We start from the raw sequence: 13,536 nt of genomic DNA, 5'->3' as shown, positions 1-13,536 counted from the left end.
ATTTCAAAATAAATGGGTGGAAAATTTTCACAAAACACACAAAGACCCCTTTTAAAAAGACAATAAAAGCCCCTGCAACATGCAAGGGCTCGTCCATTCTTAGTGATGGTGGTGATGATCCTTAGAAGGATTCGTAATTTCAAATTGTTCTTGTGGAACATAGAAATATTTAATCCATACGCCGTCTAAAAACTCTTCGCGCTTATCAACAAGGATTTCAACATCCTTATCTGTCTTAACAATTTCATCGTGCTCTGTTGGAGTATCAAGCTTTAGATCATAATGAGCATGGTCGCCATGCATATGCGTAATGTAGACGCGAATCATTTTACCTTCTGCTTCTTCAGATGCTAGCATTTCCTTCAGAACTTTTGCTGCATTTTTATTGATTTTAACGTTCATGAAAAATTCCTCCATACGTAAAATTCCTAACCTCTATTATTATACAGCAAACAGATGACAAACCTAAAAACTTGCTCAAACTTAAATTAAATAGAGGTACACACAGAAGAAATGAGCCATGCTTCCACCGATCACAAATAAATGCCAAAGGGTGTGATGGAATTTAAAACCTCTCCATACGTAAAAAACAGAACCCAAGGTATACAGTAGGCCGCCAACTACAAGAAGGGCAATGCCATTTGAATGAAGATTATGATAGATCGGTTTCCATGCAAATACGATCAACCATCCCATTAAGACATAGAGAAGGGTCGAATAGAAAACAAATTTTTTCGCAAAAAAGGACTTGAAAACCGTCCCTGCTATCGCAAGTCCCCACACAATTCCAAAAATCGTCCAACCTAACCATCCTTGGATGATGAGAAATAAGAATGGAGTATACGTTCCAGCAATAAAGTAGTAGATGGACGAATGATCAAGGATTTCAAAAATATCCTTCGCTTTTCCCGCTGGCAGACTATGCAACATCGTTGAGCATGTGTACATTAACAGCATCGAACATCCAAAAAGAGTAAAGCTAACTATATGCCATGATGTACCGTGTATCGCTGAAGTGACAATCAATAATACAAGAGCAACAATGCTAAGTATCGCCCCAATTCCATGGGTTATCGCATTAGCAATTTCTTCACCTTTTGTAAACGTATGTGTTTCGCTCAATTCTTCTCCTTCCTTCCATCTTCAATTTCTATAATTTCATCAACCAACTGTTCAGCAGCCCTTCGGTATAGGTTACTCACATTAACAAGTGACGAAATTAATAATACCTTTTCGAGATATTCCGGTTCATTCGTCTCCAAATCCATCACTTCCGAATTTGCCTCTTTCACTCTTTCCTTTATATCTTCCTTGAAATTAGCGACGTTACTATTACAAAGCTCTAAATAGCTACTATAGAAGCGATCAAGTTTAAAGCTTTCGTCCTCAGCCATCATTCTATTTATACCCTTAAAGGTCTCCTTAATATCATGAATCGATAGCGCACCCTTTAATTGATAAATAAGACTAATAAGCAATAAATGTTCCTTCGAGTACTTCTTATTTTTAATCGGGAAAAATAATTTTGACTTCGCATAATTATTAATCATTGTTTTAGTCAGTATTTTTTCATCATCATTGCGAATGGAGTCTTTAAATTTATTTTCAAACAATTGAATAACCTGGTCCATATATAAATCAATTTCTGGAACATCTATAAGCGAAATCTGATTTTGTAAATTTAAACTTTCAATAAACTTTTCTAACTTTTCCATCAAAAAACCTCATTTCATTTAGCTTCAACCTTATATTACCCTATAAACCACCTTATGTAAATGTGAAGAATGTAATATGTAGTTTCCAAAACCATGTAAAACTTTTATGAATAAAAGCATTGAAGCAAAAATCCTATCACTTTCCTCTAAATAATGTTAAAATATGAAAAAGTTTAAAAATTTGCACAAAAAGAGAGAGGGAGTTAAGTTGGCTGAATTAAGAAGTAATATGATTAAAAGTGGATTTGATCGTGCGCCTCACCGAAGCTTACTCCGAGCTGCTGGCGTTTCTGAAGAGGATTTTGATAAACCATTTATTGCAGTAGTAAATTCATATATTGATATTGTTCCAGGACATGTACACTTGCAAGAGTTCGGAAAGATTGTCAAAGACGCCATACGTGAAGCTGGTGGCGTACCTTTTGAAATGAATACAATCGGTGTCGATGACGGAATCGCAATGGGACATATCGGAATGCGATACTCTCTTCCAAGTCGTGAAATCATTGCTGACTCGGTAGAAACCGTTGTAGCTGCCCACTGGTTCGATGGTATGGTATGTATCCCGAACTGTGACAAGATTACACCTGGAATGTTAATGGCTGCCCTTCGCGTTAATATTCCTACTATCGTTGTCAGCGGCGGTCCGATGAAGGCTGGTGTAGATAGTCAGGGCAATGCACTAGATTTAACATCTGTATTCGAAGGTGTTGGTGCATTCCAAGCTGGTAAAATTGATGAAGCTAGATTAACAGAAATAGAGCAAGTAGCCTGCCCTTCCTGTGGTTCATGTTCAGGTATGTTCACAGCGAACTCGATGAACTGCTTAGCTGAAGGTCTTGGACTGGCCCTACCAGGTAACGGTACAATTTTAGCGGTCGCAGAAGAACGCAAGGAATTTGTGAAGAAATCAGCAAAACAATTAATGACACTAATCGAAAAAGACATCAAACCACGGGATATAGTTACGATTGACGCAATTGACAATGCTTTCGCATTGGACATGGCAATGGGTGGTTCAACGAATACAGTTTTACACACACTAGCCTTAGCTCATGAAGCTGAAATTGAATATTCACTTGAGCGCATTAATGAAATCGCCGCTCGCGTGCCTCATTTGGCCAAAATTGCTCCTGCATCCAGCTATCATATCGAGGATGTTCATAATGCGGGTGGCGTAAGTGCCATCATCAATGAAGTATTGAAAAAACCAGGCGCAATGAATGGAGATTGTTTAACAGTAACCGGGAAAACGTTAAAAGAAAATGTAGCAGGATGCGACATTCTTGATCAGGATGTCATTCGCCCATTAGATAATCCTCACTCTGAAAAAGGGGGGCTTGCTGTTTTATTTGGCAACCTTGCTCCAGAAGGTTCTGTTATTAAAGTCGGAGCAGTTGATCCAGTCGTTGGCGGTTACCATCGCGGACCAGCTATCTGCTTTGATTCCCAAGAGGACGCATTGTCTGGCATTATCACTGGCAAAGTAAAAGAAGGCGATGTTGTTGTTATCCGTTACGAAGGACCAAAAGGCGGACCAGGTATGCCTGAGATGCTTGCCCCAACATCTCAAATCGTAGGACGAGGTCTAGGCGCAAAGGTCGGACTTATTACAGATGGTCGTTTCTCTGGTGCATCACGAGGAATTTCTATCGGACATATCTCCCCTGAAGCAGCCGAAGGTGGTCCAATTGCCTTCGTAGAAAACGGAGACATTATCGAGCTTGATTTGAATAACCGTAAGATCACATTAGAGGTTTCTGATGAAGAATTGGAAAAACGCAGAGCAAATTGGCAAGGTTTTGAGCCAAAAGTGAAAAAAGGTTATTTAGCTCGCTATTCTAAGCTTGTTACAAATGCAAGTACTGGTGGCGTAATGAAGGTTTAATTCTTAGTATGGAGGCGAACTTAGTTCGTCTCTTTTCTTGTTTGAAGAGCTTCTTTGTAGATATGTCATTAAAAACGGTCCAAGAGCACCACACTCTCGGACCGTTGTTATTATATTCTAAACTTACCGACCGATTTTTGAAGCTCATCTGCCATCGAAGCCAACGAATTCGCTGACGCAAGTACTTCTTCCATCGATGCAAGCTGTTCCTCAGTTGCCGCAGATACCGTCTGTGTATGTGCCGTCGATTGCTTGGTAATTTCTGCAATTCCGTTTACGGTAGCAGAAACTTCCTCAGCACTAGCTGACATTTGTTCAGATGTTGCAGCTGCTTCAGAAACTTGAATTTCCATAGATTCCATAGCTTTCATAATGCCAACAAAGTTCTCTTCTGTTTTTTCAACAATTCCAATTCCTTTGTCCACATTCACTTTAACCTGTTCCATCGATTGATACGTATCGATCATATCCTTCTTAATCGCGTTGATTAATTCTGAGATTTGCGTTGAAGATTCTTGTGACTGTACTGCTAATTTTTGTACCTCTTCTGCTACTACAGCAAATCCTCGACCATGTTCACCAGCTCTGGCAGCCTCGATAGCCGCATTCAAAGCTAATAGATTCGTTTGATTCGCAATTTCTGAAATTGTATTTGTGATATTGCCTATTTGCTTAGAGCGTTCATCAAGCAATTGTATCGCTGCGCTACTATCATTTACGGATTGGTGGATAGCTCCCATTTGCTGTACTGTATCTCCGACCATAATTCCACCTTGTTTTGCGTGTTCACGTGTATTTTGTGCAGACTCTGCAATGACTGAAGAACTCTCTGCCAAATTATAGATACCTACAGTCACCTCTTCCATTGCCCGTGCCGTATCATCCAAACTATTAGCTTGTTTGTCCGCTCCTTCAACAACCACTTGAATCGATAATGTAATTTGCTCGGTTGCTTTTGCCGTTTGTTCCGCCCCTAATGTTAACTCCTGAGAAGAAGCAACTAGTTGATCAGAAGTCTCTATTACTTGTTGAATCATGTTTTTGAGATTTTCCTTCATAGAATTGTAGCTTTCAGCAAGATGACTTAATTCATCCCCTTTTGTATCTATAACTTCTTTTGTAAAATCCCCTTCTCTCGCATCATTCATAGCATTGGAAATTGAAGAAAGTCGTTTCGTTAAACCTCTTGTAAACCAATACACAATAGCAAAAGAGAAAATAATCACGATCACAAGCACAATAATAAATATTTTCATAAAGGATGCAATTGTATCATCAATAATACTTTGTGGTGCACCAACATAGAAAATTCCGATTACTTCCCCAGTATTATCTGCGATCGGGGTATATCCAGACATATACTTATTCCCCACCACGTTTGCTTCTCCAAAGAAATCCTTATGATCGTTCAAAACAACTTGGGCTACCTCTTCAGAAACTTGAGTTCCTACCGCACGTTTTCCATCAATCATAACATTCGTTGCAACTCGTGTATCACCTTGAAAAATCGTAATGGTATCACCTGTTTTTTCCCCTAATTCATCAACAAGTTCAAAGTTATCTGTGATTTTTTCTGAACCCTTGTATAAATCTCCGCCCTTGATTTCCCAATCACCTGGGTACTTTGCATCCAAATAGCTCTTGCCTAGATTTAAGTCCCCTTTTGCCTTCTCCGTAGCAAATTTTTTAATTCCGTCTGTAACTTGCTCAACAACAACAAATCCAACCACTACAGATAAAAATAGAATGATTCCTAATACAATAAAATTAATTTTCTGTCCAAGCTTCAAACTCCATTTTCTCCTCTTCATGCCAATCTCCTCTTTGTTCCTTAGTGAAATACTTCAATATTATAAGGGGTAAAATTATATCCATCAATGGAAAAAAATGCACAATTCATCAAACTTCGATAAAAATTCACAAAATTTTAACCAATCGTTTCTAAAGATTCATTTTTTCCTATATGTCTTCTAATAGCTAAAAGAATTTCTGCTAGAAAATAAACGAGAATAATCGGCCAAATATAAAGTAAAACGGGCTCCATTTTTTGAAATAAACTCTCTATAGCGGGATGTAGATAATAAACGCATATAATAGAAAGCAAAATCCAACATAACGAGTAAGTAACACAAATATGTCCTTGGATATTAAAACTTATCTCTGAATAATCCCACCATTTTTTTTGCGTTAATTTTTCAAGTAATAAACCACTTACGTATTCAATTAATGTAGGAATAAGGAAGCAAAGAAATAGAGCAATTGGCCAATTGGTTTGTGGTGAAATGAAAGTTATGAGAAGCACAGGTGCAAACCCATACATCGGTTTAAATGGTCCTAGTAAAAAGTTTGGTTTTAAGAAGATTCCTCTAGTAAAAAAACTATGAACATTCTCTAACAACCAACCAAATAAAGAATAAACAGTAAAAAAATATATGATAGGGGCTATCGTATTGGATACTGTCATTAATAATTCGTCTATCATCTTGCATCCACCTTTCGTAGTTTCTCAGAATAGGTTTAGCAGAACCAGGGAATTTATTCCAAACAAAAAGAATCCCCAAACCATTGGTTTTGAGATTCCTTATTTTTCAAAAGCTAATAGTCGTACTTTTGTAATTCTTCTTTGTTCACAACGAGTTCTTCTAATGTATAGCTTGATAGCACGTTTATAAAAGCTTGAAGGGCTTCATGTAACGCATGTTTTAACTTACATGCTGGTGTGAGAACGCAATAGCTTCCCCCTTCTTTAAAACAATCAACCATATAAAAGTCCTCTTCTGTTTTCGAGACCACTTCACCAATATTAATCTCTTTCGGGTCTTTTCCTAAACGGATTCCCCCGTTTCGACCTCTGATTGTTTCTACGTAACCTAACTGTCCGAGCTGATGAATAATCTTCATCAAATGATTTTTTGATATATGATAGGTATCCGCAATTTCCTGGATCGTGCTTAACTCTCAAATGATGTTCACGAATCATCCTGAACTATTGAATATTTTTAACCATGCAAATCAACGTCAAGGAAGACAGCAAACTGCTTTAGCTAATACTGTTTATGCAGCAGCTGCACATATCGACAATCTTGGATCTATTATACCTGTTGTAAAACAAATCGGTGAAAAACACCGCGCATTAGGAATTCTTCCAGAACATTATCCAACCGTCGGTCAAAACTTATTAGCTGCTATTAAAGATGTTCTTGGAGATGCTGCAACAGACGAAATTATTATTGCTTGGGCAGAGGCTTATGGTGTAATCGCTGATGCATTTATCGGCATTGAAAAAGAAATGTACAGGGAAGCAAAAGAACAGCCAGGTGGCTGGGAAGGCTTTAGAAACTTTGTTGTAGCGAAAAAAATGGAAGAAAGTAATGTTATTACTTCCTTCTATTTAAAACCGGAAGATGGTAAAGAGATTGCATCTTATACAGCAGGACAATACCTTACTTTGAAGGTTCAACCTGAGGGCGAAGAGTATACGCACATTAGACACTACAGTCTATCTGATGCTTCTGGTAAAGACTACTATCGCATTAGCGTGAAACGCGAAAATTTAGGTGTTGTTTCAAGCTTCTTACATGATGAATTCAAAGAAGGCGATATTTTAAGAGCGAGCGCTCCTGCAGGAGATTTCTACCTTGAGCAAAAATCAACTCCAGCTGTTTTAATCAGTGGTGGTGTTGGCTTAACACCTATGCTTAGCATGCTACATACGATTGTTGAGCAAGAACCAGAACGTGAAGTATTCCTCATTCATGGCGCATTAAATAGTAACTTCCATGCATTGAAAGACGAGGTAGCTACTCTTGTTGCGAAGCATGATAAAGCTCATAGCTTTGTTGCTTATTCTGAACCAACTGAACAAGACAAAGCAGACATGAATTTTGATAAAGAAGGATTTATCGAAGCAGACTGGTTAAAATCCATCGTGGCTGACAATCAAGCTAATTTCTATTTCTGTGGCCCAGTTCCATTTATGAAATTGGTGTACCGCTCCCTTAAAGACTGGGGTGTACCAGCCGAAAACATCCACTTCGAATTCTTCGGTCCAGCTGGCGAACTAGAAGATGAAGCAGTAACTGCATAATTTTACGAAGAACATTCTACCCTCGTTTTGGGTAGAATGTTTTTCTTTTACAATCAGCAAATTTGTATTTCTCCCTCAAATTGTATAAAATTTCTAATAATTAGAAATTGACAGGAGAATAATTATGAATAGGTGGCTTTATGCAGGATTAATCGTGTTAGCGACAAGTTTAATGGGATCATCGTTTGCGATTGGTAAAATGGGGCTAGCTTATTCATCACCCATTCTACTCGTTGCCTTCCGCTTCACAATCGCAGGATTAATCATGGGTCTATTAGTAAAATTATTAAAACGGCCGCATCCGAAAAAAATCTCAGCATGGAGCAAAATCGCTTTAGTCGGACTGTTTCAAACAGCTGGAGTTATGGCTTGCATCTTTTTAAGCTTAAAAACAATCAATGCTGGAGAGTCGTCCATTTTAACATTTACAAACCCTTTCCTCGTCGTTCTCTTTGGAACCATTTTCGTTAAAGCAAGATATCGAGTACTTCAATGGTTTGGAGTAACAATTGGATTTATAGGAGTGTTTATAACTTTAGGAATGAGCCTGCAATTTGAAATTGGGACCATTTTAGGAATGGCTTCTGCTGTCAGCTGGGCGATTGCCACATTGCTCATAAAAAAATGGGAGCCTGAATTTGATATTTGGGTGTTAACCGCGTATCAAATGCTATTTGGAGGAATCATCCTCTTTGTCTTTAGCTTTATTTTTGAAAAACCAACTTTTACTTTCACTAGTGAATCATTATTTATATTACTTTGGCTAGCAATTATGGCATCGATTGTACAGTTCGGCAGTTGGTTTACTGTTTTGCGAAAAGGTGACCCAGGTAAAACAAGTGCCTTTCTTTTTTTAGCTCCTTTCTTTGGCGTCTTATCCGGCTGGCTTTTGTTAGACGAAGCCTTAAGCTTAAATGTACTAATTGGAGGATGTTTTATCTTTGTCGGGATTTTCTTTGTGAATTGGAATCCATATCTAAAAAAAGAAAAAGATTTAAAGAAGTCTGCCTATATTTGAAGGCAGACTTTTTTGATTATAGAATAGCAGTTAATGGCTCTTTTTGTTCGTTTCCAAAAACGACTAAATTAGAGAATGAGGCGTAGAGAAGGTCTCCCTTTTTCAGAGGACCGATTTCTTGATATTTCTCTGTATTAATTTCTGCTTCAAAAAGAGCATTCGTGTCAAGACGATTTAGTTGGATTCGGACCAACGAACCGACAGAATGAACGTGAAGAACTTTAGCCGGGACGCTATTTCCTTGGGCACTTTTCTTCAATGCAATCTCATGTGGTCGAATGTAACTGATTTCGTTATCTGAATCGCAAAATTCATTTACTCTTCCCAAGAATCGGTAAACAAATGCATTGACAGGGTGATGATACACTTGATCTGGTGAGCCGATTTGCTCAATTTGTCCTTGATTCATCACAACAATTGTATCCGCCATTTCTAGAGCTTCCTCTTGATCATGCGTCACAAAGATAGTTGTTATGTTCAACTTTTCATGAATTTCTCTGAGCCAGTGGCGTAGCTCTTGTCTTACCTTTGCATCCAGTGCTCCAAAAGGCTCGTCAAGAAGTAGCACCTCAGGTTCAACAGCTAATGCTCTCGCCAAGGCAATCCTTTGCTTTTGCCCGCCAGAAAGTTGGGAAGGATAGCGCTCAGCCAAATGCTCCAGCTGGACGAATTTTAATAAATCGTAGACTCTTTCCTTGATTTCTTGCTTGGATGGTCGAATCTTAAATGGTCTAACCTTTAATCCAAATGCAATGTTTTCAAAAATGGTCATATGTTTAAATAATGCATAGTGTTGAAAAACAAAGCCGACTTTCCGTTCTTTTACTGGCTTATTTGAGTAATCAACGCCATTGAAATGAATTTTTCCAGAATCCAAGCTTTCTAGACCTGCAATCATTCTTAGCAAAGTGGTTTTACCAGAACCAGATGGGCCTAATAGAGCGATGAAATCTCCCGATGGAATTTCTAATTGAACATCTTTAATAGCTAGGTATTCACCAAATGATTTTGAAACATTCTCAATTGTAATGCCCATTTTCTCACTCCTTTCTCGACTTCCATTCCACTACGCTCTTCAGCACTAAGGTGAAGAGGGCGAGAATGGCAAGCAATGATGCAACTGCGAAGGCCGCAGTAAAATTGTATTCGTTATACAAAATTTCCACATGAAGTGGAATCGTGTTCGTCATACCACGAATATGACCAGAAACTACTGAGACTGCACCGAACTCCCCCATAGCACGGGCGTTACAAAGAATAACACCATATAGCAAACCCCATTTAATGTTAGGTAGAGTAATGCGGAAAAACATTTGCCAGCCATTTGCTCCTAGTATTCTCCCCGCTTGCTCTTCGTCTGTCCCTTGCTCTTGCATGATCGGAATTAACTCGCGGGCAACAAATGGGAACGTTACAAAAAGAGTAGCAAGAATAATTCCTGGAACTGCAAAAACGATTTTAATATCATTCGCCTCTAGGAATGGCCCTAGCAAACCTTGTGAACCAAACAAGAGAACAAAAACTAGTCCAGCAATAACTGGTGATACTGCAAAAGGAATATCAATCAAGGTAACCAAGATATTTTTACCCCTGAAGGAGAACTTCGCAATGGCATAAGCGGCAATGACTCCAAAAACCGTATTAACTGGTACGGCTATTGCGGCTGTAATTAAAGTTAGTTTAATAGCTGAAAGCGCGTCGGGTTCAGTAAGTGCTGCAAAATAGAGTTCAATTCCTTTCTTGAGAGCCTCTGAAAAAACGGCAATAAGTGGAATGACAATAAATAAGCCTAAGAATGCAAGAGCTATCCCAATAAGTACCCATTTTTTCAACCCTTGCAGGCTGACTGTATTTGCTTGCGCAATTGTTTTAGTATTCATTTTCTATCTCCTCTAAGCTACTTGATGCTTTTTCGCGATTCGCCACTGCCAAAAATTAATCACGAATAAAAGAATGAATGAAAATATAAGCATGACTGAAGCAATGGCTGCTGCCCCTGCATAGTCAAATTGCTCTAGCTTAGTCACGATAAGCAATGGAACAATTTCCGTTTTCATAGGCATATTCCCTGAGATGAATACGACAGACCCATACTCCCCTAGCGCTCTAGCAAATGCGAGTGCAAAGCCTGTTAAAATGGCCGGAAATAACGTCGGTAAAATAATTTTGAAAAAGATCTGAGTCGAGTTTGCTCCAAGTGTGGAAGCCGCCTCTTCAAATTGACGGTCAAAATCTTGTAAAACAGGCTGAACCGTTCGTACAACAAACGGCAGCCCAATAAATGTTAATGCAATCATAATGCCAATAGGGGTAAAGGCAATTCTTACCCCTATCGGTTCAAAAAGTTGACCAATCCAGCCATTTGGAGCGTAAATCGTTGTTAATGCAATTCCAGCTACGGCCGTTGGCAAGGCAAAAGGTAAATCGACAAGCGCGTCTACGATTTTTTTACCAGGAAATTGATATTTTACGAGAACCCATGCAATCAAAGTTCCAAATATAGCATTGACCACCGCTGCAACAAATGATGTGTAAAATGTTAATTTAAAGGAAGCGATGACTCTATCATTCGTTACGGTTTGCCATATATCAGAGAAGCTTAGCGTGGTTGCTTTTAGAAAAAGTACAGCAACCGGAATTAAGATAATGAGACTCAAATAAATGATCGTATACCCCATTGATAGGCCAAAGGCTGGTAATACTCGATGAGGTTTTGACTTATTAAACACGTGATAGCTCCCCTTTAAGGTTGATAAATTTGGTCGAAGACTCCTCCATCAGCAAAATGTGTCTTCTGTGCTATTGTCCAGCCCCCAAACACTTCATCAATCGTGAATAGATTAATTTCAGGGAATTGATCAGCGTATTTCTTTGCAATCTCTTCTGAACGTGGACGGTAATAGTTTTTAGCTGCAATTTCCTGACCTACATCAGTATATAGATACTCAAGATAAGCCTTTGCTACTTCTTCTGTCCCATTTTTTTCAACGGCACTGTCAACAATCGTTACTGGTGGTTCTGCGAGAATACTGACAGAAGGAATGACAATTTCAAATTCATCTTCACCTAGCTCATTTAATGCTAAGAAAGCTTCATTTTCCCAAGCAAGTAATACATCTCCAATTTCTCTTTCAACAAAAGTCGTTGTTGCACCACGTGCACCTGAATCTAATACTGGTACATTTTTAAAGAGACTAGCAACAAACTCTTTCGCCTTTTCTTCATCGTTGTTATTTTGTTGAAGTGCATATCCCCATGCAGCTAGATAATTCCATCTTGCACCGCCAGATGTTTTTGGATTTGGTGTAATAACGGAAACACCTTTCTTCACTAAGTCATCCCAATCCTTGATTTCTTTTGGATTTCCTTTACGAACTAGAAAAACAATTGTGGATGTGTACGGTGAGCTATTATTTTCAAGTCTTGTTTGCCAATCCTTTGCAATCTTGCCTGTTTCTGCAATGGCATCAATGTCATAAGCAAGGGCCAAAGTTACAACGTCTGCATCGAGTCCATCAATAACGGAACGTGACTGAGTTCCAGATCCTCCATGTGATTGGTTGATGGTCACTTTTTGTCCTTTTTCTTTCTCCCAATATTCAGCAAAGCTTTTGTTGTATTCTTCATAAAGTTCACGTGTAGGATCGTAGGAAACATTTAATAGTTCAATTTCTTTTGGATCTTCTGCTTTTTCTCCTTCTTTGTCGTTAGAACCTTCCGTACTTGCCTCTTGGTTGGAGCACCCCGCAACCCATACGAGTAAAAGTGCTGAGAATAATATCAATAATTTCTTTTTCATTTTGGTTGATCCCCTTTTATAATTTTTGATATGGGCTTTTTTCATAAAAAAAACCCAATAGATTTTCACAACGTTACATATCACGTGTTGAAAACTAAAGGGCCTTCGGGCGTCCGATCGGCGGATTATTCATACTTTTTATCTTCTCTTCTGCTGATTTGGTATCTGTTGTCTCACCTTTGCTTGTGCAGGAAAACGATATTTCTCTAAACGATCGATTTGCGTGATTTGGGAATCATGAACTGTGATTTGCACAGTTCCGAATTCCAATCCTTCTAGCAAACTAACAATTTTTTCAAGAACTTGCTGGTCAAGGCGTCCTTTTAGCGACAACAAAATCATCCCCTTCTAGCTTTGTAATTCGATTTTGAAGCAAGTCTTCGAGCGTTGTTCGCTCTAATACATAGGCAATCGTATCTCTAACCAATGTCCAAAGCGGCTTAAGCTGACATCCCCCCTCTAATGCACAAGGTTCATATTTTGTTATAGAGGCACACCCCATCGGTGACAACGGTCCCTCTAAATCCCTGATTACCTCACCAATATTGATATCTTCCGCTTTCAAATGAAGTGTATAACCACCTCTTGCTCCCCTTTTACTCGTTACATAACCCAGCTTTTTTAGCTGTAGAAGCAATTGCTCCAGATAATGAACGCTAACCAAAGTTTTCTCTGAAATCTCTTGTATCCCAAGCACTTTCCCTGGATTATTCCCTAGTAAAATCAATGCTCTTAAAGCATATTCTCCTTTACTTGATACCTTCACGTTCACACCCTCCTCTAATGTTGAGTGTTTCAGTCAACATTCATAGCTAGAAATCCAATTATTTTTTATGTATATGCTTTTACGATCAAAAGGGCACTTATCCCTATATAAAAAAGATAAGCGCCCTTCAGTTCGTCTGATCAGACACGATTTATTTATAATCCCGATTAAAACTATTGGATTAGTTATTTTTTATTATCATAATATGAGTCTCTTTTAAAATCAATAAGTTTTTTAAAAATTTTTATATTTTGTTGGGAGAA

Annotated in this window: 14 protein-coding genes and 1 pseudogene; 3 read left to right on the top strand and 12 right to left on the bottom strand. The window is 38.5% G+C overall.

The genetic code is table 11. The annotated features are described in order from the left end of the window. Positions 1-99: 99 nt before the first annotated feature. The 3 genes from FA727_RS02310 to FA727_RS02300 all read right to left on the bottom strand — a co-directional run bounded on the left by FA727_RS02310 (position 100) and on the right by FA727_RS02300 (position 1,715). The gene (locus tag FA727_RS02310) at positions 100-402 is read right to left on the bottom strand and encodes an iron-sulfur cluster assembly accessory protein (RefSeq protein WP_126408360.1); all 303 of its coding nucleotides are present in this window, start codon (positions 400-402) and stop codon (positions 100-102) included. A gap of 81 nt (positions 403-483) precedes the next feature. Then, positions 484-1,122, bottom strand: coding sequence for a PAQR family membrane homeostasis protein TrhA (gene trhA / locus FA727_RS02305; RefSeq protein ID WP_136829114.1), 639 nt, complete (start codon positions 1,120-1,122; stop codon positions 484-486). Next, on the bottom strand, positions 1,119-1,715 hold the full coding sequence (locus tag FA727_RS02300) for a DUF1836 domain-containing protein (RefSeq protein WP_136829113.1): 597 nt from the start codon (positions 1,713-1,715) through the stop codon (positions 1,119-1,121). Before FA727_RS02300 ends, trhA begins: the two co-directional genes overlap by 4 nt. A 208-nt stretch (positions 1,716-1,923) precedes the next feature. Between FA727_RS02300 and ilvD the strand changes: the two genes are divergently transcribed. After that, positions 1,924-3,603 carry a dihydroxy-acid dehydratase gene (gene ilvD, locus FA727_RS02295; RefSeq protein ID WP_194138498.1) on the top strand — a complete coding sequence of 560 codons (1,680 nt, stop codon included), beginning with the start codon at positions 1,924-1,926 and terminating at the stop codon, positions 3,601-3,603. Between the two features lie 110 nt (positions 3,604-3,713). Here the strand turns inward: ilvD and FA727_RS02290 are convergent, their stop codons facing one another. The 3 genes from FA727_RS02290 to FA727_RS02280 all read right to left on the bottom strand — a co-directional run bounded on the left by FA727_RS02290 (position 3,714) and on the right by FA727_RS02280 (position 6,549). Further along, positions 3,714-5,414 (bottom strand): methyl-accepting chemotaxis protein, encoded by a 1,701-nt coding sequence (locus FA727_RS02290; protein ID WP_136829111.1) that lies wholly within the window; start codon positions 5,412-5,414, stop codon positions 3,714-3,716. Between the two features lie 116 nt (positions 5,415-5,530). Continuing rightward, positions 5,531-6,085, bottom strand: a complete 555-nt coding sequence (locus FA727_RS02285) for a putative ABC transporter permease (RefSeq protein WP_136829110.1) — start codon at positions 6,083-6,085, stop codon at positions 5,531-5,533. A 113-nt stretch (positions 6,086-6,198) separates the two neighbouring features. Beyond that, positions 6,199-6,549 carry an Rrf2 family transcriptional regulator gene (locus FA727_RS02280; RefSeq protein WP_136829109.1) on the bottom strand — a complete coding sequence of 117 codons (351 nt, stop codon included), beginning with the start codon at positions 6,547-6,549 and terminating at the stop codon, positions 6,199-6,201. Between the two features lie 13 nt (positions 6,550-6,562). Between FA727_RS02280 and hmpA the strand changes: the two are divergent. Together hmpA and FA727_RS02270 are read left to right on the top strand one after the other, a co-directional pair. Beyond that, positions 6,563-7,690: pseudogene (gene hmpA, locus FA727_RS02275) on the top strand (NO-inducible flavohemoprotein); the annotation flags it as partial. A gap of 124 nt (positions 7,691-7,814) precedes the next feature. Continuing rightward, positions 7,815-8,708, top strand: coding sequence for a DMT family transporter (locus FA727_RS02270; protein ID WP_136829107.1), 894 nt, complete (start codon positions 7,815-7,817; stop codon positions 8,706-8,708). A 16-nt stretch (positions 8,709-8,724) separates the two neighbouring features. Here FA727_RS02270 and FA727_RS02265 read toward each other — a convergent pair whose 3' ends face one another. The 6 genes from FA727_RS02265 to FA727_RS02240 all read right to left on the bottom strand — a co-directional run bounded on the left by FA727_RS02265 (position 8,725) and on the right by FA727_RS02240 (position 13,273). Then, the gene (locus tag FA727_RS02265; protein ID WP_136829106.1) at positions 8,725-9,744 is read right to left on the bottom strand and encodes a sulfate/molybdate ABC transporter ATP-binding protein; all 1,020 of its coding nucleotides are present in this window, start codon (positions 9,742-9,744) and stop codon (positions 8,725-8,727) included. Between the two features lie 4 nt (positions 9,745-9,748). Then, a complete protein-coding gene (cysW, locus tag FA727_RS02260) occupies positions 9,749-10,588 on the bottom strand; it encodes a sulfate ABC transporter permease subunit CysW (RefSeq protein WP_136829105.1) in 840 nt (279 codons plus the stop codon). 12 nt (positions 10,589-10,600) lie between these two features. Then, the gene (gene cysT / locus FA727_RS02255; protein WP_136829104.1) at positions 10,601-11,437 is read right to left on the bottom strand and encodes a sulfate ABC transporter permease subunit CysT; all 837 of its coding nucleotides are present in this window, start codon (positions 11,435-11,437) and stop codon (positions 10,601-10,603) included. Between the two features lie 14 nt (positions 11,438-11,451). Then, positions 11,452-12,552 carry a sulfate ABC transporter substrate-binding protein gene (locus tag FA727_RS02250; RefSeq protein ID WP_438646600.1) on the bottom strand — a complete coding sequence of 367 codons (1,101 nt, stop codon included), beginning with the start codon at positions 12,550-12,552 and terminating at the stop codon, positions 11,452-11,454. A 93-nt stretch (positions 12,553-12,645) separates the two neighbouring features. Then, entirely contained in the window at positions 12,646-12,849 is a 204-nt protein-coding gene (locus FA727_RS02245; protein ID WP_136829102.1) for a YezD family protein, read from the bottom strand. Continuing rightward, positions 12,818-13,273, bottom strand: coding sequence for an RrF2 family transcriptional regulator (locus tag FA727_RS02240; RefSeq protein WP_136829101.1), 456 nt, complete (start codon positions 13,271-13,273; stop codon positions 12,818-12,820). Before FA727_RS02240 ends, FA727_RS02245 begins: the two co-directional genes overlap by 32 nt. Between the last annotated feature and the right edge of the window lie 263 nt (positions 13,274-13,536).

The organism is Robertmurraya kyonggiensis (assembly GCF_005116465.1).
GTDB lineage: Bacteria > Bacillota > Bacilli > Bacillales > Cytobacillaceae > Robertmurraya > Robertmurraya kyonggiensis.
Note: the sequence above shows the minus strand (reverse complement) of the source record. Positions and strands in the feature narration are given on the sequence as shown.